This window comes from Ruegeria sp. AF8, from assembly GCF_056541825.1.
Window position 1 is genome coordinate 60,615 of the sequence record NZ_JBQFYW010000014.1, and the last position, 20,622, is coordinate 81,236.

Annotated in this window: 17 protein-coding genes; 11 read left to right on the top strand and 6 right to left on the bottom strand. The window is 61.4% G+C overall.

What is annotated here, in order from left to right; all coding sequences use genetic code 11:
- The first annotated feature begins 1 nt into the window (after position 1).
- The 3 genes from ACR0AO_RS18710 to mdoH are packed head-to-tail and all read left to right on the top strand — an operon-like array spanning position 2 to position 4,583.
- Positions 2–1,219, top strand: coding sequence for an OpgC family protein (locus ACR0AO_RS18710; RefSeq protein ID WP_480606900.1), 1,218 nt, complete (start codon positions 2–4; stop codon positions 1,217–1,219).
- Complete coding sequence (locus ACR0AO_RS18715) at positions 1,216–2,715, top strand: OpgD/OpgG family glucan biosynthesis protein (RefSeq protein ID WP_480606903.1); 1,500 nt, start codon at positions 1,216–1,218, stop codon at positions 2,713–2,715. The genes ACR0AO_RS18710 and ACR0AO_RS18715 overlap by 4 nt, the downstream gene beginning before the upstream one ends.
- The gene (gene mdoH / locus ACR0AO_RS18720) at positions 2,712–4,583 is read left to right on the top strand and encodes a glucans biosynthesis glucosyltransferase MdoH (protein WP_480606906.1); all 1,872 of its coding nucleotides are present in this window, start codon (positions 2,712–2,714) and stop codon (positions 4,581–4,583) included. Before ACR0AO_RS18715 ends, mdoH begins: the two co-directional genes overlap by 4 nt.
- On the opposite strand, the gene ACR0AO_RS18725 is transcribed toward mdoH, so the two are convergent.
- Together ACR0AO_RS18725 and ACR0AO_RS18730 are read right to left on the bottom strand one after the other, a co-directional pair.
- Positions 4,584–5,408: a CE1 family esterase gene (locus ACR0AO_RS18725; RefSeq protein ID WP_480606908.1), complete on the bottom strand. Its 825-nt coding sequence runs from the start codon at positions 5,406–5,408 to the stop codon at positions 4,584–4,586.
- Positions 5,405–5,875 (bottom strand): rhodanese-like domain-containing protein, encoded by a 471-nt coding sequence (locus ACR0AO_RS18730; RefSeq protein WP_480606911.1) that lies wholly within the window; start codon positions 5,873–5,875, stop codon positions 5,405–5,407. Before ACR0AO_RS18730 ends, ACR0AO_RS18725 begins: the two co-directional genes overlap by 4 nt.
- 241 nt (positions 5,876–6,116) lie before the next feature.
- On the opposite strand from ACR0AO_RS18730, the gene ACR0AO_RS18735 reads away from it, so the two are divergent.
- Genes ACR0AO_RS18735 through selD form a run of 7 tightly spaced genes read left to right on the top strand, consistent with a single transcriptional unit; the run spans position 6,117 to position 14,220 of the window.
- On the top strand, positions 6,117–8,993 hold the full coding sequence (locus tag ACR0AO_RS18735; protein WP_480606914.1) for a monovalent cation/H+ antiporter subunit A: 2,877 nt from the start codon (positions 6,117–6,119) through the stop codon (positions 8,991–8,993).
- 1 nt (position 8,994) lies between these two features.
- Positions 8,995–9,354, top strand: coding sequence for a Na+/H+ antiporter subunit C (locus ACR0AO_RS18740; RefSeq protein WP_480606917.1), 360 nt, complete (start codon positions 8,995–8,997; stop codon positions 9,352–9,354).
- Positions 9,351–10,901 carry a monovalent cation/H+ antiporter subunit D gene (locus tag ACR0AO_RS18745; RefSeq protein ID WP_480606918.1) on the top strand — a complete coding sequence of 517 codons (1,551 nt, stop codon included), beginning with the start codon at positions 9,351–9,353 and terminating at the stop codon, positions 10,899–10,901. Before ACR0AO_RS18740 ends, ACR0AO_RS18745 begins: the two co-directional genes overlap by 4 nt.
- The gene (locus tag ACR0AO_RS18750; protein ID WP_480606921.1) at positions 10,898–11,395 is read left to right on the top strand and encodes a Na+/H+ antiporter subunit E; all 498 of its coding nucleotides are present in this window, start codon (positions 10,898–10,900) and stop codon (positions 11,393–11,395) included. Before ACR0AO_RS18745 ends, ACR0AO_RS18750 begins: the two co-directional genes overlap by 4 nt.
- A complete protein-coding gene (locus ACR0AO_RS18755; RefSeq protein ID WP_480606924.1) occupies positions 11,392–11,661 on the top strand; it encodes a K+/H+ antiporter subunit F in 270 nt (89 codons plus the stop codon). Before ACR0AO_RS18750 ends, ACR0AO_RS18755 begins: the two co-directional genes overlap by 4 nt.
- A gap of 7 nt (positions 11,662–11,668) precedes the next feature.
- Entirely contained in the window at positions 11,669–12,055 is a 387-nt protein-coding gene (locus tag ACR0AO_RS18760; protein ID WP_480606927.1) for a Na+/H+ antiporter subunit G, read from the top strand.
- A gap of 5 nt (positions 12,056–12,060) precedes the next feature.
- Complete coding sequence (gene selD / locus ACR0AO_RS18765; RefSeq protein WP_480606929.1) at positions 12,061–14,220, top strand: selenide, water dikinase SelD; 2,160 nt, start codon at positions 12,061–12,063, stop codon at positions 14,218–14,220.
- On the opposite strand, the gene mnmH is transcribed toward selD, so the two are convergent.
- Positions 14,211–15,263, bottom strand: coding sequence for a tRNA 2-selenouridine(34) synthase MnmH (gene mnmH, locus ACR0AO_RS18770; RefSeq protein ID WP_480606931.1), 1,053 nt, complete (start codon positions 15,261–15,263; stop codon positions 14,211–14,213). The two genes, selD and mnmH, sit on opposite strands and share 10 nt — an antisense overlap.
- A 53-nt stretch (positions 15,264–15,316) precedes the next feature.
- On the bottom strand, positions 15,317–15,991 hold the full coding sequence (locus tag ACR0AO_RS18775; RefSeq protein WP_480606934.1) for an SOS response-associated peptidase: 675 nt from the start codon (positions 15,989–15,991) through the stop codon (positions 15,317–15,319).
- A gap of 93 nt (positions 15,992–16,084) precedes the next feature.
- Between ACR0AO_RS18775 and ACR0AO_RS18780 the strand changes: the two genes are divergently transcribed.
- Positions 16,085–17,836 carry a tetratricopeptide repeat-containing sulfotransferase family protein gene (locus ACR0AO_RS18780; RefSeq protein ID WP_480606936.1) on the top strand — a complete coding sequence of 584 codons (1,752 nt, stop codon included), beginning with the start codon at positions 16,085–16,087 and terminating at the stop codon, positions 17,834–17,836.
- A 79-nt stretch (positions 17,837–17,915) separates the two neighbouring features.
- Here ACR0AO_RS18780 and ACR0AO_RS18785 read toward each other — a convergent pair whose 3' ends face one another.
- Positions 17,916–18,461, bottom strand: a complete 546-nt coding sequence (locus tag ACR0AO_RS18785; protein WP_480606939.1) for a hypothetical protein — start codon at positions 18,459–18,461, stop codon at positions 17,916–17,918.
- A 515-nt stretch (positions 18,462–18,976) separates the two neighbouring features.
- Positions 18,977–20,554 (bottom strand): bifunctional metallophosphatase/5'-nucleotidase, encoded by a 1,578-nt coding sequence (locus ACR0AO_RS18790; RefSeq protein ID WP_480606942.1) that lies wholly within the window; start codon positions 20,552–20,554, stop codon positions 18,977–18,979.
- Positions 20,555–20,622 lie beyond the last annotated feature (68 nt).

The following is a 20,622-nucleotide window of genomic DNA, read 5'->3' on the forward strand; positions in this document are numbered from 1 at the left end:
CATGGCGACAATTTCGCCCGCAACTGACTTTGCACCGGCTGTGGCCCGTTCCAATGCCGTGGCCGGAACACGCGACCCGCGACTGGATTTCTATCGCGGCATCGCGATGTTCATCATCCTGATTGCGCACATACCGAATGATCCTTGGGCAAAATGGATTCCGGCGCGGTTCGGGTTCTCGGATGCCACCGAAATCTTTGTGTTCTGTTCGGGCATGGCCTCGGCCATCGCATTTGGCGGCGCCTTTCTGCGCAGGGGCTGGTGGATGGGGACTGCGCGCGTCGCGTTCCGGACCTGGCAGGTTTACTGGGCGCATATCGGCCTGTTCTTCTTTGTCGCCATGTCCATGGCCGCTCTGGACATGTCCGGATACTTCGAAAGCAGCTATGTCGAGTCGCTGAACCTGCAGCATTTCTTCGACGACCCGATGCCGCAGATTGTCGGGATGTTCACCCTGACTTATGTGCCGAACTATTTTGACATCCTGCCGATGTATCTGGTGGTTCTGGCGATGATGCCGCTGATGATGGGGCTGAAACAGATCGGGTTCTGGGCGGTTGCGGCAGCGTCGGTGGGCATCTGGCTGATCGCGCAGACCGGGGCGCTGGCACTTCCGGCCGAACCGTGGTCGGACCGGCAGTGGTTCTTCAACCCGTTCGGCTGGCAATTGCTGTTCTTCACCGGTTTTGCCTTCATGCGCGGCTGGATTCCGGCGCCGCCCGTGTCAAAAACACTGATCTGGATCTGTGCTCTGTTCGTGATTTTGTCGGCCCCCTTCGGATCGTGGAAAGTGTTCCTGTGGGTCGATGCCTGGAACGGCGATCTCGCCGACCAGATCCGCAAGACCTGGCCGCTGACCGAAGAGTTCCGCAGCAAGACCGAGTTCGGCCTGTTCCGTTACCTGCATTTCCTGTCGCTGGCCTATCTGGGCTGGGTCGTGGCCGGTGAGCACGGCTCACGGCTGGTCGCCACGGGCAACAGCCTTGGCGCGCAGGTCTGGCGTTTTCTGCTGACCGTCATCACCAAGGTGGGACAGCAATCGCTGGCTGTGTTCGTATTTTCGATGGCCGCTGCGCGCCTGATCGGTGTGGTCATGGATCAGACCGGGCGGGATATCGGCTCGGTACTTATTCTCAACTTGATCGGCTTTGCCATGATCATCGGCGTCGCTTACGTCGCCGCCTGGTTCAAGTCGCATCCTTGGAAAGCCAAGCAATGAATTTCTCGCGTCGCGCATTTCTGGCCTCGACCTCGGCTTTTGCCCTGTCCCCGGCTGCCTTTGCCGCCGGTCTGGCGGCACCTTTCAACCACGACATGGTTATTGACGAGGCCCGGGATCTGGCCAGCCGCCCCTATGGTGAACGCGCCACGGTGCCCGGGGCGTGGCAGAAGCTGAGCTATGAGCAATACCGCTCGATCCGGTTCCGGCTCGATCATGGTTTGTGGTACGGAACGGACACGCCCTATAACGTGGATTTCTTTGCGCCCGGTCTCTATTTTCCGCGTGCGGTCAAGGTTTTCACGGTCGAAAACGGCATGGCCTCGCCGGTTGCTTTCGATCTGTCGATGTTCGACAAATCCGACGAAGTTCCCGAACTTCCGGTGGACGAAACGCTCGGGTTTTCGGGCCTGCGCCTGCGCACCGAGATGCACCGCCCCGGCAAAACGGACGAATTCTGCGTGTTTCAGGGGGCCAGCTATTTCCGCGCCATCGGATTGAACGAGGCCTATGGCCTGTCGGCGCGCGGACTTGCGTTGAAAACCGGCGATCCGGATGGCGAGGAATTTCCCGAATTCATCCGGTTCTGGCTGGAACGCCCCGCCGTGGGTCAGCGCAACATGGTCGTTCATGCGCTGATGGACAGCCCCAGCGTGACCGGGGCCTATCGGTTCGACATCACGCCCGGACAGGACTGCGGCATGGAGGTCAGCGCGACCCTGTTTGCGCGCGAGGAACTGCCCCATGTGGGCATCGGCCCGCTCACGTCGATGTTCCTCTACGATCAGACCAACCGCACCCGGTTCGACGATTTCCGCCCCGCCGTTCACGACAGCGACGGGCTGATGATCCGCAACGGCGCCGGAGAGGTGATCTGGCGCCCGCTGGCCAATCCGAAAACCCTGCAGGTTTCGTCCTTTGTCGATATGAACCCGCGCGGTTTCGGTCTAATGCAAAGGGCGCGCGAGTTCTCGGATTTCGCCGATCTGGAAGCGCATTATCACAGACGCCCCGGTGTCTGGGTCGAACCCATGGGAGACTGGGGCAAGGGAACGGTGACGCTGGTCGAAATCCCCGCGGATCAGGAAATCTATGACAATATCGTCGCCTATTGGCGACCCGCCGAGGCCTATGCCCCGGGCAGCCGGATCGAGCTGTCCTATCGTCTGATCTGGGGCGAGGAGCCCGAGCGCACACCGATACCGCGCGTGATCAACACGGCGATGGGCGACAAGACATTCGGGTCGGGCCGTCTGGTGGTGATTGATTTCGAGGCCAGCGAGATGTTCGACGACCTCGACGCCGTGCGTGTCATCGTGCAGTCCCCGCATGTCGAAACTGCGCCTCCGGTGCTGCAGCGCAACCCCGATACCGGCGGCGCGCGCCTGGCATTCTCGTTCGAACCGGGCGAGCGCGACCATGTCGAGCTGCGCGCGCAACTGCGCCTTGACGATGCTCCCGCCTCCGAGGTCTGGCTGTACCGGTGGACCGCATGAACCGCGACCTGCAAATCATGACGCCCGAGGCGCCGCTGCCGATGCCGGCGCAGGATTTCGGCAGCGACTTCCGCGATGCCAAGGCGCCCGGGGATCGGCCAGCGCGGTCCATCGCATTGTGGCGGGCGCTCGCGTTTTCACCCGCAATGGCGGCGACGCTTCTGTTGTTGTGGATCATGCAGGACTGGTTTTCAGGCGAAGGCATCAGCGTGACCGAGGCCGTCCTGCTGGCCCTGATCTCTTTCAATTTCTTCTGGATCACCTTCACCGTCAGCACCGTGATCCTCGGTATGATTTCATTGGCACGCCAGGGCACGCCGAAGAGACAGACCAGGCCACAGCCTTTGCGCGTTGCGCTGCTGATGCCGGTCTATAACGAGGTTCCCTGGTATGTTCTGGGCAACGCGCGTTCAATGCTCGAAGAGTTGCGCGCGAGCGGCGGGGCGCACCGGTACGCGATGTTCATCCTGTCCGACACCCGCGACCCTGCCATTGCCTCCGAAGAGCAGGCCAGCATCGAGGCGCTGCGCACGACGCTGGCCCCCGATCTGGAACTGTACTATCGCCGCCGCGAACAGAATACCGACCGCAAAGTGGGCAATATTGCGGACTGGGTCAGCCGCTGGGGTGGCGACTGGGACGCGATGCTGGTGCTGGACGCCGACAGCCTGATGACCGGCCGCGCCATCGCCCGCCTGACCAACGCACTGTCCCGCGACCCGGGCGCGGGTCTGATCCAGAGCTTTCCGCAATTGATCGGCGCGCAGTCGGTCTTTGCCCGGATGCAGCAATTCGCCAACGGCGTCTATGGCGTGGCCTTTGCCGAGGGCCTGTCACGCTGGTGCGGGCAGGAAGGCAACTATTGGGGCCATAACGCCATCATCCGGACCGAAGCTTTCGCCAGCAGCGCCGGGCTGCCAAAACTACGCTCGCTGACCGGTGGTGAAAAACTGATCATGAGCCATGATTTCGTCGAGGCGGGCCTGCTGCGCCGCGCCGGGTGGACCGTGCGCTTTCTGCCGCGCATTCGCGGTTCCTACGAAGAAACACCCCCCACCCTGATCGACCATGTCCTGCGCGACCGCCGCTGGTGCCAGGGCAACCTGCAGCATCTGAAACTGCTGGGCTCGCGTGGGTTCCGTCCGATCTCGCGCTTTCACATGTTCCACGGCGCGGTCGGCTATCTGATGTCGCCGCTTTGGTTTGCACTGCTATTGATGTGGGCGCTGATCGGCGAAGGCAGAGACGCCTCTGTCCTGCACTATTTCAGTCCCGACAACCCGCTGTTCCCGCAATGGCCCGAGATGACCGAGACGCGTCATGTGCTGATCATTCTGGTAATGTACGCGATGCTGCTTGCCCCCAAACTTCTGGGCATCGCCGCCCTGCCACTGAGCGGGGCGCGTTATGCCGATTTCGGCGGCGGCTTGCGCTTTGGTGTTTCGTTCGTGTCGGAACTGATCCTGTCGATCCTCTATGCGCCGATCCTGATGGTGCAACAGATGATCGCCGTCTTCCGCACCGCGTTGGGTCTGCAAAAGGGCTGGTCGCCACAGGCCCGCGACGGTGGCAGCTACAGCCTGAAAACGCTGCTGATCTGCCACGCGCTGGAATCCGTTAGCGGTCTGGCGCTGAGTATCGGCATCCTGTCTGGTCTGGTGTCGGTCTGGCTGGCCCCCATCGCCATCAGCCTGGCGCTTGCCGTGCCGCTTTCGGCGCTCAGCGGTGTATCGGCCGGCTCTGCGCGGCGCCTGCTGAGCATGCGTGAGGAATTCCGCGAACCGGCAATCACCCGCACCGCGCGCCGTCATCGCGGGGAACTCAAGGCGCTGCTGGAAGGTAAGGGCAATATGGCCCCGGCGGAATGATCAGCCGCCCGGCAGCCCTTCGTACCAGTCGACCATCATGTCCGCCCAACCTTCGGGCACGGTATGCCCGCCGGGAAAAAGCGCCAGCTCCAGCGCGCTGCCCTCGGCGCAACGGCTCCATTTGCGGCGCAAGAACTGGCCGGTCTTGCTGAAACCATCGGGGATGTTGTCCACGCATTCATTCGCCGCGCGCCAGATCTCCAGCCCGGCGAAAATGTCGCCCTGCTGAAAACGCCCGCCGCCCAGAAATCGGCCCTCCAGCGGCACCACGTTGTCGGTCCAGCCGTGAGTGTGAAACAACCGAACAGGCCCTTCGCAGCTTTCCGGATGCGGGCGCCAGAACCCGCCCGACACCGGAGCATAGGCCGAAAACGTGTCCGGAGCATCGCACGCCAGGTAGTTGACCAAAAACCCTCCGGCGGAAAACCCGGACAGTACCACGCGCTCATCGTCGACGCCAAATCGTTGGCCGGCATCCTCGACGGTCGATGTCAGGAACGCGGCCTCGTCGCGCCCCTCCGGATCCCGGCCGGGATAGAAATTCCAACCGCGCCTGCGATTGGGCCGCTCTTCTCCCATCGGCGCCATGACCGCAAAACCTCGCTCAAGAAGCGGCTCGACCATATGTCTGATTTTCATGACGCTGCTGCCGCTGCCGCCATAGCCGTGTAGAAAGATCACCAGGGGCGGGTTCTGTTGTTCCGGCAATTCGATGAGATAGTCACCCAGTTCGGTTTTACACACGCCCACTTCGGGACCGCAATCGGCCCGGGCCGACGATGCCGTCAGCGCAAGGCCCATAGCCAGACCGAGCGCCCGGATCATCCAGTCTCTCCGTAATATTTGCGAACCGGCAAACCGGACCGGACCCAGCCGGGACCTGCGCGCGAGCCAAGCATGCCTTCGGGCACGTCGAGAACCATGGAAAATCCCGCCTGCGTCAGCATGTTGCTCAACCGGGCCGAACGCACACCCCGCGCGCAAATCAGGGCGATGGGGCGAGTTTTCCTGCCCGCCGCGATACCGGTCAAAGCGTCGATGAAATCCGTACGCCGCATGTCGAGCGGGATGGCCCCTTCGGCGATGCCCGATGCACCCCACTCGCCGGGGGTTCGAATGTCTATCAGCAATATCTCGTTGTCTGTCGCCTTTTGATGAGCCTCGGATACGCTGAGTTGTCCACCACCATAGTCTTCGGGAATCAGTCTGTATTCACGCACGCCCCAGCCAACCGCCAGCGCTGCAACCACCGTCAACACAAGGCGGCGCGACAATTTCGGGGACCTGATCATTTCAAAACCACATCTGAAACTCGGCTTTTCCGTCAGTCTTTATCTAGCACATCCAAAATCCGCGCGCGCCCGAACAACGCCATTCTACGATCAAGAACGCGTCATCAACTCCGGCTTGGTTGGACTCATCCTCCTGCCTCCTTGGCTCTAGAAACCCCGGCGTTTCCCTTCGAAACTGGACACTCGGGCAAAAATCTTTACTGATTTCCTTAAATTTGCGCGCAACACCCGGAGGCTATCGTTGTCACTGTTTCTCATCGCGGCCCTTCCCTTTCTCGGAGCGGTCTTTCCAGCATTGCTGATCCGCGCCGGCCGCAACGCCGCCGCGTCGAGCGCAGGGCTGACCAGCTTTCTGGCCCTGACAGGGTTGTTGATTCACGTACCGTCGGTGATGCGGGGGGAATTGGTGACGGCCCGGTTCGACTGGATACCGGGCCTGGGACTGAACGCGAATTTCATGCTGGACGGGCTGGGATTGCTGTTTGCGTCCCTGATCCTCGGGATCGGCCTGCTGATCATCCTATATGCGCGATTCTATCTGTCGCGCGAAGACCCGATGGGACAGTTCTATTCCTATCTTCTGCTGTTTCAGGGCGCGATGGTCGGTATCGTCCTGAGCGACAACATATTGTTGTTGATCGTGTTTTGGGAGCTTACCTCACTCAGTTCCTTCCTTCTGATCGGGTATTGGAAACATCTGCCCGCAGGCCGTCAGGGTGCGCGCATGGCGCTGGCGGTAACCGGATCGGGCGGGCTGGCGATGATCGCGGGAATGCTGATTCTGGGCAATATCGTGGGCTCCTATGACCTGAGCACGATCCTGCAGAACAAGGATGCCATCCAGTCGTCACCCCTCTACCTGCCTGCGCTGATTCTGATCCTGCTGGGCTGTTTCACCAAATCGGCGCAGTTCCCGTTCCATTTCTGGCTGCCGCACGCCATGGCCGCGCCGACGCCGGTTTCCGCCTATCTGCACTCGGCCACGATGGTAAAGGCGGGTCTGTTCCTGATGGCGCGGATGTGGCCGGTTCTGGCGGGCACGCCCGAATGGTTCTATATCGTCGCGACCACCGGGCTTGTGACAATGGTGATCGGTGCAGTGATCGCGCTGTTCAAGGATGATCTCAAGGCGCTTCTGGCCTTTTCCACCGTGTCTCATCTGGGTCTGATCACCATGCTTTTGGGCTTTGGCACCCAGATCGCTGTCGTCGCCGCCGTATTCCACATCATCAACCACGCCACATTCAAGGCCGCGCTTTTCATGACGGCAGGCATCGTCGATCACGAGGCCCACTCGCGCGACATCAAGCGGCTGGGCGGGCTGCGGCACCTGATGCCGATCACCTTTACCATCGGCACCATCGCCGCCCTGTCTATGGCGGGTCTGCCACCGCTGAACGGATTTCTCAGCAAGGAAATGATGCTGGAGGAAACCGTCCACACGGTCTGGTACCACTCGCATTATCTGGTTCCCGGACTCGCACTGTTGGGCGCATTGTTTTCGGCGGCCTATTCGTTCCGTTTCATCGTGCATGTGTTCCTGGGCCCCGAACGCGACGACTATCCGGCCAAACCGCACGATCCCGGTGTCGGCATGTGGCTGTCACCCGCGTTTCTGGTGGTGCTGGTCATCGCCATCGGCCTATTTTCCAAGGCGATGGTCGGCCCGCTGGTGGCAATTGCCTCGATCGCTATTATCGGCGATGATCACCTGCCCTACTATTCGCTCAAGATCTGGCACGGCTTCACCCCTGCGCTGTACATGTCAGCCGTGGCGACGGTCGGCGGTCTGGCCCTGCTGTGGCAGCATGGAACGCTGGAGCGAATCTGGAACGGGCTGCCGCGCCCCGAAGCCAAAACTATATTCGACGCGGTTATCGGCGCTTTCACCGCCCTGAGCCGCAGGATCACCGACGGGCTGCACAATGGTGTGCTCAGCCGCTATGCCGTCATCTTTGTCGTCTTCACGGTCGGGCTTGGGTATTATGCCTATTCCAGTGGCAGTATCGGAGCGCCCACACGTGTGCCCCTGCCCGCCCCGATCATCCCGATCATCGGCTGGGTCTGCCTTATCGGCGCGACGATGGCGATCATGTATTTCCATCGCAACCGCCTGCTGGCGCTGGTCCTGATTGGCGTCGTGGGCCTGATCGTGTCGATGGCGTTCAACTATCTTTCTGCCCCCGATCTGGCGCTCACCCAGATCTCGGTTGAAGTGGTGACGATGATCCTGCTGCTGCTGTCGCTCAACTTCATGCCGACGGTGACGCCCTGGGACAGCTCGTCCCAAAGACGATGGCGGGATGCGGCGATATCAGTCGTGGCCGGGCTTGGAGCGGGCGGTCTGATCTATGCGATGATGATGCGCGATTTCGCCTTTCCGACCATCTCGGAGTTCCACCTCGCCAATTCCTACAAGGGCGGCGGCGGCACCAATGTCGTCAACGTGATCCTGGTGGATTTCCGCGGTTTCGACACGTTCGGCGAGATCATCGTGCTGGGCATCGCGGCCCTAGTGATCTATGCCCTGACCGAGGCCGTTCTGGCCACCAAGGTTCGCGCCTATCTGCTGAACCGCAAACCGCACTGGCCACAGTCGGGCGACTCGCACCCATTGATGATGGTGGTAGTCACCCGCGTGATGATGCCCATCGCGCTGATGGTCGGTGCCTATATCTTCTTTCGCGGCCACAACCAGCCCGGCGGCGGCTTTATCGCGGGTCTGATCGTCGCGATTGCCTTCCTGATGCAATACATGGCCAGCGGTTTCACCTGGGCGGCCGAGCGGCAGCGGTTCTACTACCATGCCACCATCGGCTGGGGTGTTCTGATCGCCGCAGCGACCGGCCTTGGTGCCTGGTTCAACGACATGCCGTTCCTGACCAGCGACTATGGCTATCTGCACTGGCCGCCGCTGGAAGAGTTCGAATGGGCCACCGCCATGCTGTTCGACATCGGCGTGTTCCTGGCCGTTCTTGGGGCGGTCATGCTGGCGCTTGAAAGCCTGTCACGCTTTGCCTGGCAGCCGGGCATCGCCCAGAAATACCCGATGGATATCAACCCGATGCGCGACGAACTTGAAAACACCCAGGGATCGATTGAAAGGGAGGAGGCCTGACATGGAAGCTCTAGTCGCATCCGCCGTGGGCGTCATGACCGCCGCAGGCGTTTTCCTTATCCTGCGCCGGCGCACCTTCCCGATGATCCTTGGGCTGTCGTTTCTGAGTTATGCGGTGAACATCTTTCTGTTCACCACGGGCCGGCTGGCAGTGAACGCCCCGCCGGTGCTGAACAAGTACGAAGAGGTCACTTATACCGACCCCCTGCCGCAGGCGCTGGTGCTGACGGCCATCGTGATCTCGTTCGGGATGACGGCGGTGATCGTCATCATTTCGCTGGGTGCCTATCTGTCCTCCAGGGACGACCATATCGACATGACCGCTCAGGACAGCGTGGACGCGGCAGGAGAAGAGGCATGAATCACTGGATCGTCGCCCCGATCGTTCTGCCCGCGATCCTGGCCCCGTTCATCATCATGGTCCTGCGTCACCATCTGGATCTGCAGCGTATCTTTTCCATCGCGGGCGCGGTCGGCCTGCTGGGCATCGCCCTGACGCTCACCGCCCAGGCCGCGACCGGAGACATCCAGATCTACGAGCTTGGCAACTGGCCCGCCCCTTTCGGCATCGTGCTGGTGCTGGATCGGTTGTCGGCCATGATGGTTCTGCTGACAGCGGTTCTGGCGCTGCCGGTGCTGCTCTATGCCATCGGCTCCGGCTGGGACAAGCGCGGCAGGCATTTCCATCCGCTGCTTCAGTTTCAGCTGATGGGGGTCTGCGGCGCGTTTCTGACCGGCGACGCCTTCAACCTGTTCGTGTTCTTCGAGGTGCTGCTGATCGCCTCTTACGGCCTGATGGTGCATGGGGGCGGCCCGGTCCGGCTGAAAGCGGGCGTGCAATACGTCACCTACAACCTGCTGGGTTCGACCCTGTTCCTGTTTGCGCTCGGAACGCTCTATTCGGTGACCGGCACGCTCAACATGGCCGATCTGGCGGTGAAGGTCGCCGAACTGCCGGTGGAAGACACCGCCCTGCTGCGGGTCGGCGCGGTTTTGTTGTTGTTGGTATTCTGCATCAAGGCCGCCGTGCTGCCGCTGCATTTCTGGCTGCCCGCCAGCTATGCCAACGCGCCGCTGCCGGTCGCCGCGCTGTTTGCCATCATGACCAAGGTCGGAGCCTATTCGATCCTGCGCATCTACACGCTGGTATTCGGCCCGGAGGTGGCAATCACCAGCGGGCTGGTGGGCGACTGGCTGTTGCCGGCGGCGGTGCTGACGCTGGCAATCGGCACCATCGGCATTCTCGGCGCGCAGCACATCGCGCGCCTTACGGCCTTTGCGGCCATCGCCTCGATGGGAACCCTGCTGATCGCCGTCTCGCTGTTCAACGCCGAAGCGGCGGCCTCCGGGCTGTACTATATGGTGCATTCGACCTTTGCGACCGCCCTGCTGTTCCTGGTTGCCGATCTCGTGATGGAGCGCCGCGGCGGTGCCATCGATTGCAAAGCGCCCATGCCACAAAACGGTCTGATCTCGTCTCTGTTTTTCGTTGGCGCGATTGCCGCGGCCGGCATGCCGCCGCTATCTGGATTCGTGGGCAAGCTGCTGGTGCTGGACGCAGTGCGTGACGCCACCGAATACGCGCTGATCTGGACGGTGATTCTGATCAGTTCCTTTGTTACCATCGTGGGACTTGCCCGCGCAGGTTCGCTGATCTTCTGGAAAAGCTATGAGGCAGCGGGCCTCGACGAGGCGGCACCGGACCCGCAAGCCGAGCCGGAAGTGCCCGCACCGAATGCGCCCTCCTCAACCGGGCTCGCATTCACCTCGGTGTTCGGAGTGCTGGCAGCGCTGATGTTGCTGACCCTGTTTTCGGGGCCTGCGCTGGATTATGCATCTGCCACGGCAGCGCAGCTTTTCGCGCCGCAAGGCTATGTCGATGCCGTTCTGAATGGAGGCCAGGGATGAAACTGTTGCGCCGGATATTTCCACACCCGCATATGTCGATCCTCCTGACCATCGTCTGGCTGTTGCTGGCCAACGAACCGTCACTGAACTCGCTGTTGTTCGGCCTGTTTCTTGGGGTCGTCATTCCGTTCATCACGCAACCCTACTGGCCCGACCGTCCCAAGTTGCGGAATTGGCCAATGGTGGCCGAGTACATCCTTGTCGCACTCTACGACATTATCATGGCGAACATCGCGGTCGCCCGGATCGTGCTGTTCAAGCCTGACGCCGACCGCCAGCCCGCCTGGATCTGCATCCCGCTGGAGCTGCGCACGCCCGAGGCGATCACGGTGCTGGCGGGCACGATCACCATGACTCCGGGCACCGTCAGTTCGGACCTTTCAGCGCAGGGGCACTACCTGCTGGTTCACTGCCTGGACGCCCCCGACCCGGACGCGGTGCGCGACGAGATCAAGCACCGCTATGAACGCCGCCTGAAGGAGATTTTCGAATGATCACCTATGCAGTCTACTTCACCTTCGCCTGTTTCGGCGCGGCCACCATAATGTGCCTGTGGCGCATCATCACCGCCGACGGGGTGGGTACGCGGGTTCTGGCACTGGACACGATGGTCATCAACACCATCGCGCTGCTGGTGCTGTATGGCCTGACCCTGGGCACCGAGATCTTTTTCGAAGCCGCCATGATCATTGCCATGCTCGGCTTTGTTTCCACCGTGGCCTATGCGCGCTTCATGCTGCGCGGCAATATCATCGAGTGAGGCGGCCATGGCATCCCTGTTTGAACTGCTGATTGCACTTTTCCTGATCGTCTCGGGTATTTTCGGTTTTGTCGGCTCCTACGGCATGATCAAGCTGAAAGACCCGATGTCACGCCTTCATGCGCCGACCAAGGCGACAACGCTTGGTGTGGGTGGCGTGCTGCTGGCATCGATCTTTCACTCGATCCTGATCGAGCACCACCTGTCGCTGCATGAGCTGCTAATCACCCTGTTTCTGTTCCTGACCGCACCGATCACGGCCCTGTTCATTGCCAAATGGCACATACACCGCCATGAACGTCCCGAAAGCCTGCCTTCCGTCGGCGAGGATGGCGTCTGGGCCACCCATGCCATCGCGCAAGACGAAGACGCACAGGACCGGACAACCAACTGACGCCCATGCAAACACCGCATCTGCCCCTGACCCGCGATCTGGTTTTGATTGGCGGCGGGCATACCCACGCCCTCGTTCTGCGCAAATGGGGCATGAACTCTCTGCCCGGCGCGCGGCTCACGGTCATCAATCCCGGCCCGACCGCGCCCTATTCCGGTATGCTGCCCGGATTTGTCGCCGGCCACTATGAGCGGTCAGAGCTGGACATCGATCTGATTCGTCTGGCCCGGTTCGCCGGGGCGCGGGTTATTTTGGGCCATGTTCGGGGCATTGATACCAAAAGCGGCGAAGTGCACGTGCCGGGGCATTCGCCCGTCGGATTCGACGTGGCTTCGGTGAATGTGGGCATCACCTCCGGCATGCCGGCCCTGCCCGGGTTTTCGGATTTTGCCGTTCCCGCCAAACCGCTTGGCCCGTTTGCGGCGCGGTGGGCCGAGTATCTGAAGGGCAGCGGTCCCGCTTCGGTTGCCGTGATCGGCGGTGGCGTGGCCGGGGTCGAACTGGTGATGGCGATGGCCTATGCCTTGCGCAGCCGTGACCGTACGGCGAAGGTCACGCTGGTCGACGCGGCAACGGCCCTGACCGCGACCCGCCCCAGGGCTGCCTCGCAAATCCGGCGCGCCATGGCAGATCTGGACATCGAAGTAATCGAGAATACCGGTGTCGAACGCGTCGAACAGGGTCACCTGACGCTCACCGACGGGCGCAGGATCGAGGCCGAATTCGCGACCGGCGCGGCGGGCGCGCGTGCCTATGGCTGGATCGCCGAAACCGGGCTGGCCCTGCATGACGGATACATCTCGGTAAACGGCTATCTGCAATCCAGCGAACCGGCCATTTTCGCGGCGGGCGACTGCGCCCATCTGGCCGAAGATCCGCGCCCAAAGGCGGGCGTTTATGCGGTGCGCGAGGCTCCGGTTCTGTTCGACAATTTGCGCGCCGCGCTGGGGTCGGGCCGGATGCGCCGCTATGTACCGCAAAAGGACTATCTCAAACTGGTGTCCCTGGGCGGCAAATCGGCGCTTGCCGAGCGGTTCGGAACCTCGGTCAACGGGCCGCTGATGTGGCGATGGAAAAACCATATCGACCAGAAATTCATGAACCGGTTCCGCAACCTGCCTCAAATGCCGCTGCCGCCCCTGCCGCGCCGCCACGCGGCGGGTCTGCAAGACGCGCTTGGCCAAAAACCGATGTGTGGCGGCTGTGGGGCTAAGGTCGGGCGCGGCGCATTGCGAGAGGCGCTGAGCCGGCTGCCGGCCTCAGAACGCCGGGATGTGACGCCCCTGCCCGGAGATGACGCCGCCCTGCTGGCAACCGGCGGAGCGCGTCAGGTCATGACAGCAGACCACCTGCGCGCGATGACCAAAGATCCGGTCCTGATGACGCGCATCGCGGCGGTGCACGCATTGGGCGACATCTGGGCGATGGGGGCGCAGCCGCAGGCAGCCACCGCCACCCTGATCCTGCCCCGCATGTCTGCCGGGTTGCAACGGCGTACCATGGCCGAGATCATGGCCACCGCAAGCAGTGTCATGCGTGACGCCGGGGCCGAGATCGTCGGCGGCCACAGTTCGATGGGCGACGAGATGACCATCGGCTTTACCGTGACCGGTCTGTGCGAGCGCGACCCCGTGACCTTGTCCGGCGGTCGCGCGGGCGATGCGCTGATCCTGACAAAGCCGCTGGGCAGCGGCGTGCTGATGGCGGCCGAGATGGCGGGAAAGGCCGATGGCGCCTGGGTTGCCGCCGCCTACGATCAGATGGTCCGGCCGCAGGCCGACGCCTCCCGCATCCTGACTTTGGCCCATGCCATGACCGATGTGACCGGGTTTGGCCTTGCCGGGCACCTGCAGGGCATGTGCGAGGCTTCGGGCTGTGGCGCCGAGCTTGATCTGAACGCGATTCCGGTCCTTCGGGGCGCGCCGGAACTGTCTGGCCTGGGAATCAGATCCACCCTGTTTGCCGACAACCGCGCCCTGACCCCCGAACTGCCCGAAGGCGGCAAGGCCGATCTGCTTTACGATCCGCAAACAGCGGGCGGCCTGTTGGCCGCCGTCCCGGCGGCGGACGCTGAAAGATTGCTGCACGAGTTGCGGCAGGCCGGGTATCCCGCGACGATTGTTGGTCGTTTGACCGACAGGCCGGGTCTGACGCTTCAAAGCTGAGACACGATTTGCGCGATCTGTTCGGCGGCCCGGTCAAGACCCGTCTCGTCCAGCGATTGCGCCGTGACCCGTGCCAGTGCCTCGCTGCCGCGCGCCTTGCGAGACTTTGAATAAGCCGGGTCATAGTGCTGTTCCATCAGCAGGCGCGTCAGCCCGCGCCTGTCGCCCACGTCGATCAGGTCACACCATGCGTCCACCACATCATGCCCCCGGTGATACCGCAACGGGCTAAGGCGGTCGCGCAACCGGTCGGCATCCGAAAGGATGTCGTCATAGGCCTCGACCAGATAGGCCGTTCGTACCTCGATCGGGGCCAAAACCTCGATCCTGGGCGCGGCGCACAAGGCCGACCAGAGACTGGGCGGCAGGATTCGTTCGCCCACCTTGGACGATTCCGCCTCGACCACCACCGGACGCGCAGGGTCCAATGCGCAGAACGCTCCGGCAAGGGCGGATTCGAACGCCTTCTGGCTGGGTTGTCCGCCGGGCATTTCCCCCAGCAGCGATCCCCGGTGATTGGCCAGACCCTCCAGATCGACCACCTGCACGCCGCGCGCGCCAAGCCGCGCCAGAAGCTCGGTCTTGGCGGTACCGGTATACCCGTCGAGCGCCACCAGCCGGTGCGGCAGCGGATCGTCATAAAGATAGCGCTTCACCAGCCGCCGATAGGTGCGATAGCCGCCCTCGATCACCTCGGCCCGCCAGCCGATCTGCTGCAGCATCCAGGTGAACGAGCCCGACCTCTGCCCGCCCCGCCAGCAATAGACCAGCGGGCGCCACTGGCCTTCATGGTGGCTGAGATGCTGTTCCACATGGTTTGCGGCATTGCGGAACACCAGTGCCGCGCCCAGCTTGCGGGCCAGAAACGGGCTTTGCTGCTTATAGATCGTCCCCACCCGCGCGCGTTCCTCGTTGTCGAGCACCGGCAGGCTGATGGCTCCGGGCAGGTGATCCTCGGCGTATTCAGCCGGGCTGCGCACGTCGATCACGGTGTCGAAACCATGGGCGTATAGCTCGGGCAGGGAGTTGAATTTCAGCGCCATGCTGTCGGTCTATCCCGCTTGCCGGCAAAGGAAAAGAGGCACTTGGCCGCGCGTCAGCCGGCGTCGGCCCCCAGCGGTTCGATCAGTTCCGGCCCGCTGGCCCGGTTTGAGTTGACGGCAACGTCAACCCGATGAAAATCAAGCACATTATCGCCCGCCGGCTGCATCAGGCGCGCCGCGCCCTTGCCCGTTTCACCCAGCCACAAGGGCCAGCTTTCGCTTTCCAGAACAACAGGCATCCGGTGGTGAATGGCGCGCATACGTGAGTTGGCGGGCGTAGTGACGATGGCGCAGGTGCTTTCGCGGGCCTCGTCCGGCCCCCAGTCTTGCCAGACCCCGGCAAAGGCGACGGGGGCGCGGTCCCGGCGATGGATGTACCACGGCAGGCGCCGACCCTCTTCGGTCTTCGTCCATTCATAGAATCCGGTGGCCACGATCAGGCAGCGGCGCTGGCGGCAGGCGGCGCGAAAGGCGGGTTTCTCGGCAATGGTCTCGGCGCGGGCGTTGATCAGCAGTGGACCCGAACTGTGCGATTTGTACCAGTGCGGGAGGAAACCCCATCGCATTTGTACCAGTTGCCGGCCGGTTTCTGCGGCGCGGACCACATGAATTTGATTGGTCGGGCAGACGTTGAAATTCGGCACATGCGGCAGCGCGTTCGCCGGCTGCGCCGCAAACAGCTGCGCCATCGCGTCGCTTGGCAGGGTTATGGCAAATCGACCGCACATCCCCGCAGCTTAGTGCCGGAAGCCGCGAATGCAATTCCCCGGCTCACAGGATTTCTCTTGCACCCGCCCGTGATTGCCGGTGTAACCCGTGTCATGACACTCGATAACGATCTGAAATCCACTGTGATGCTGCTCAACCAGGGGCGGCTCAAACCTGCTCTCAAGGGGGCGAAGGCGGGTATGAAGCGGCACAAGTCCCACCCGGCCTTCCCAAATATCGCGGGCATCTGCCTGTCGGGGCTGGGCAAGCACAAGGATGCGGTGCCGTATTTCAAAAAGGCGCTCAGCCTTGATACCGGGTTTCACGATGCCCGCAAGAACATGGCGCAAACGCTGGTGTTTCTGGGGCGGGCCGAAGCCGCGATGCCGATGCTGGACAAGGTTTTGCAGGCCCGGCCCAAGGATACCGGTGCGCTTTACATCAAGGCGCAGGGGTTGATGGCGCTGGGGGACAACACCGGCGCGATGGAATGCGTTACTGCGGCGCTGCGCCTCGACAAACGGAACGCCCGCGCCTTGCGGCTGCGGGGGGTGCTGCGCAAGGCCATCGGCGACTACGAGGGCGCTGTTGCCGATTTCGAGGCGCTTTTGGCGATGAACGCCAATGATGTGGAAACGCTGATCGATATCAGCCTGCCGCTTGCCCGCCTGATCCGCAGCGACGATGCGACAGCAGCTGCACGCAAGGCCGTGGCGCTGGCCCCTGACAATATCGAGGCACGCCATCGGCTGGCGACGCAGTTGCTGGCCAATGGGGACACTGAAGGGGCACGAGCGGAATGCGAAGCGGTTCTGGCAATGGCCCCGAATGATCCGGTGGCGCTGGAAACACTGGCGCGGATGAACAGCGCCGCCGAAAACGCGGAACTTGGCCCCCGGATCGATCAGGCGATCCAGACCTTGTCCAGGGACGCCTCCGACCGGCCCTATTTGCATTTTGCCCGCGCCCGGGTTGCGCAACAGGCGGGCGACATGCCGGGTTTTGCCGAACATCTGGGCAAGGCCAACGCGGCGATGGCGGCGAAAACCCCATACGACGCCACCGAAACGGCGCGATCTATGGCATCGGTGCAACAGCGGTTTCCGGATGAAGGCTCTACGGTCTCACCACTGGAATCAGCGACCCCCCATCCGGTCTATGTTGTCGGCATGCCGCGTTCGGGCACGACCCTGACCGAGGTGCTGCTATCTGCCCATCCCGACGTGGTGTCTTTGGGAGAGCGCGCGGTGCCTGCCCTGCTGCTCGACCGGTATTTGACTGATGAGGCCCCGTTCGATGCGGACGCGGCCCGCGCCTATGCCGAGGCGGACAGCGCGCGCCTGCCGGATTTTGCGCGCAAGGCGCAGGTCTATGTGGACAAGATGCCGGAAAACTACCGCCTGTTGGGCTTTCTCGCCAAGGCGCATCCCGAGGCGCGCATGGTCCAGCTCAGGCGCGATCCGCGCGATGTCGCGCTGTCGATCTGGCAGGCGCATTTCGGCGGCGCCTCGATGACCTATGCCTATGATCTGGCGGCGATGGCCGACAGGTTCAACTTTCACGCCCGCGTCATGGCGCATTGGCATCAGGTGATGCCGGGCCGGATACTGGAGCTGCGCTACGAGGATCTGGTCGCCGATATCGAGGGCCAGACCCGCGGGCTGGCGGAATTCTGCGGTCTGGACTGGGTCGAGGACATGGCCCATCCCGAACGCCACGAAGGGCAGGTTCTGACTTTCAGCGATACGCAACTGCGCCAGAGCGTGCATTCCCGCTCGGTCGGAAAGTGGCGCAAGCATGCGGACATGCTGGCGCCGTTCATCGACGGGCTGGACCCCGGGCTGTGGCCCGAGATCCAAGGATAAGATCGGGATCTGTTGATTTTCCTGCGATTGCCTGTTTCGAGGCTCTAGTCATTTACTGATTGTGAATCTTGACCCAAAATTAGCAGTCTTTTCTTTCAAGGTAGTGATGTTCGCTATTTATTACTTTTTGCCAGTCCTTTTTGAGAATAATATCGCGGAGAAACGGGGCATGACACTCGCGGGGTCTCGCATAAAAATTGCGGCGATTTATCGCATATATCGGAAACAGTGTTTCATCATTCTCAAACTCAACCGTCATCACAACAATGTATGTATACTTACCTTCTTCTGGCAAATCTTCAGGACCAAAGCCAAGTTCTACTACCAATTCGCTTTCCAGCACCTCAATAAACTCATCCACCAAAAATACCATTAGGTCGAAATCAGAGAGGCGTTCTGAAGGGTGGCTAAAATCTATCTTAGAACCCGCATCCAAATCTGACGTTTCCTGCGCGAGCTGTTTAGATACTCCGGTAATAAGAACCCTAACCGGTCGGCCGAGCTCGATTGAACGATCAGTGCTTTCGGATGCAAGAACATCATTAGCCCCTTCAAAAAACACCCCCCAGAAAATGGCAAGTGCAACAAATTTTGATTTCAAAATCGTTAACGTGAGACTGTGCAACTGATACACTCCCCAAAAATTCTAATAAAGATTATTCTTCTCACTCATTTCACTGTTCATCTTTTTCCTTTGAGTATCTTTTTATCCAAAAATATTGTACCCAACAAATAAACGGGCGGCCCTATCCAGATAAAGATCGGCACAACTTTGCTCGCAAAACTTCCAATGTAGAAATCGGGTTCGAAAATTTCATAGTACAGCAAACCCAAGAAAGATTTCAGAACCCAAATAGTCGGTCTAAGCGGGCTCTTTTTATATGGCTTGTCAAAGAAAAACTCTTTGCACTCTGCTATGAACGACTTCGATTTAGCCATGAACTGCGTCTATGCTCCGCCTTTAAAAACATCGACTTACCGGTCGACGCCTGCTTATAGTCCTCGCGCTGCTTGCCATGTGACTTCGGGAAGATGCGGAAAGCTCGGCGATCTGCTTGCCACCCAGCCAGCAAAGATCGCTCGTGCAACGGCTCCATATTTCGGAGCCGTGCAACAAATTCGATGCATCCTGAACCAAAATCACTTCTGAATGATGCGCCCGTCCACATAAGGTTGATAGGGCGCGTTTTTCGCCAGGTACTCCGCCGTCACATCAGCCAGATCGGGACCGAAGTCATATGCGTTCTTGTCGTCGCCCGCGAACATGTCATAGCCGTCGCCGCCGTTGCGGACATAGTTGTTGGTCACGACAAGATAGGTCGCCGCCGGATCAATCGGCACAAAGCCGTCGCCGCTGGCCACCATCACCTCGACCACCCGGCCCTCGTTCGGTGCGATGGACGGGTCCCAGGTAAAGGTCATGCCTGCCACCTGCGGGAAGCGGCCCTTGACCTCTTCAACCTGGCTGACGCCGTTTTCCAGCGCGTCGATGATGCCCTGGCCGCTGATCCGGAAGGTCGACAGCGTGTTCTGGAACGGCAGTACCGTCAGCACCTCGCCCATCGTCACGTCACCGGGATCGATCGAGGCGCGCAGCCCGCCCGAGTTGGCGATGGCGATGGTCACGCCCTGATCGGCGACCCGGTCCAGCATGGCGTCGGCCACCAGATTGCCCATCTCGCATTCCTGCACACGACAGACCGAACGGTCGCCCTGAATCGGTGCGGCGGCGCTGGCGACGACCTTGTTGCGGATCTCGTCCAGCGGTTGCGCCAGTTCGCCGATACGCGCGACTGTTGGCTCGTCCTCGGTCACTGTGGCGTCCATGACCAGCGGCTCGCCCACGGCCTCGGTCACGTTGCCTTCGTCGTCGAAGGTGACGTTCAACTCGCCCAGAAACTTGCCATAGGCATAGGCCTGAACGATCTGCACGCCGTTGACCACGGTCGGATAAGGACCGACCGCCTTTTTCGACACGTTGGACAGCAATGTATTGGAATGCCCGCCCACGATCACGTCAACGCCGCTGGTTTCCGCAGCGATGCGCTTGTCGGCGGCATAGCCGGAATGGCTGAGCACGACGATCTTGTTGACGCCCTCGCCCGTCAGCCTGTCCACCTCGGCCTGCACGGCGGGCACCGGATCGGTGAAGGTGATGTTGGGACCCGGCGAGGCGATCTCGGGCGTGTCGATGGGCGTGAGGCCGATCAGGCCGATCTGTTCGCCGCCCACCTCGATCACGGTGGATTTCCTGAGCACGCCTTCCAGCAGTTCCTCGCCACTGAAATCGGCGTTGGACATCAGGATGGGAAAGTCGATCGCGTCGATGAAGCCGCGCAGCACCTCGGGGCCATCGTCGAATTCATGGTTGCCCACGGTCATCGCGTCATAGCCCAGCTTGTTCATCATCTCGGCCGCGACCTTGCCCTTGTAATAGGTATAGAACAGCGACCCCTGGAACTGGTCGCCGCCATCGACAAGGATCGAGTTTCCGGCCTGCGCCCGCGCTTCCTGAATCGCAGTCACAAGGCGCGCGGTACCGCCAAAGCATTTGCCCTCGGCATCGTCCTCGGCATCACAGGCGCTGTCATATTTGTTGATCGGCTCGAAACGCGAATGAAAATCGTTGGTGTGCAGAATGGTCAGTTTGTATTCGGCGGCTGCCATGCCGGCGGTCAGGCCCAGCGCGGCAACCGAGGTCAGAAATCGGAAAAACATGTGCATGACTCCCTATTTTCGTTTTCCTTGGATCGTGCGCCGGGTCTTTGGCAGAGTCAAAGGGTCTG

Coding starts and splice junctions, on each gene's coding strand:
- ACR0AO_RS18710 (WP_480606900.1), top strand. CDS start 2: ATGGCGACAATTTCGCCCGCAACTGACTTTGCACCGGCTGTGGCCCGT.
- ACR0AO_RS18715 (WP_480606903.1), top strand. CDS start 1,216: ATGAATTTCTCGCGTCGCGCATTTCTGGCCTCGACCTCGGCTTTTGCC.
- mdoH (WP_480606906.1), top strand. CDS start 2,712: ATGAACCGCGACCTGCAAATCATGACGCCCGAGGCGCCGCTGCCGATG.
- ACR0AO_RS18725 (WP_480606908.1), bottom strand. CDS start 5,408: ATGATCCGGGCGCTCGGTCTGGCTATGGGCCTTGCGCTGACGGCATCG.
- ACR0AO_RS18730 (WP_480606911.1), bottom strand. CDS start 5,875: ATGATCAGGTCCCCGAAATTGTCGCGCCGCCTTGTGTTGACGGTGGTT.
- ACR0AO_RS18740 (WP_480606917.1), top strand. CDS start 8,995: ATGGAAGCTCTAGTCGCATCCGCCGTGGGCGTCATGACCGCCGCAGGC.
- ACR0AO_RS18745 (WP_480606918.1), top strand. CDS start 9,351: ATGAATCACTGGATCGTCGCCCCGATCGTTCTGCCCGCGATCCTGGCC.
- ACR0AO_RS18750 (WP_480606921.1), top strand. CDS start 10,898: ATGAAACTGTTGCGCCGGATATTTCCACACCCGCATATGTCGATCCTC.
- ACR0AO_RS18755 (WP_480606924.1), top strand. CDS start 11,392: ATGATCACCTATGCAGTCTACTTCACCTTCGCCTGTTTCGGCGCGGCC.
- ACR0AO_RS18760 (WP_480606927.1), top strand. CDS start 11,669: ATGGCATCCCTGTTTGAACTGCTGATTGCACTTTTCCTGATCGTCTCG.
- selD (WP_480606929.1), top strand. CDS start 12,061: ATGCAAACACCGCATCTGCCCCTGACCCGCGATCTGGTTTTGATTGGC.
- mnmH (WP_480606931.1), bottom strand. CDS start 15,263: ATGGCGCTGAAATTCAACTCCCTGCCCGAGCTATACGCCCATGGTTTC.
- ACR0AO_RS18775 (WP_480606934.1), bottom strand. CDS start 15,991: ATGTGCGGTCGATTTGCCATAACCCTGCCAAGCGACGCGATGGCGCAG.
- ACR0AO_RS18780 (WP_480606936.1), top strand. CDS start 16,085: ATGACACTCGATAACGATCTGAAATCCACTGTGATGCTGCTCAACCAG.
- ACR0AO_RS18790 (WP_480606942.1), bottom strand. CDS start 20,554: ATGTTTTTCCGATTTCTGACCTCGGTTGCCGCGCTGGGCCTGACCGCC.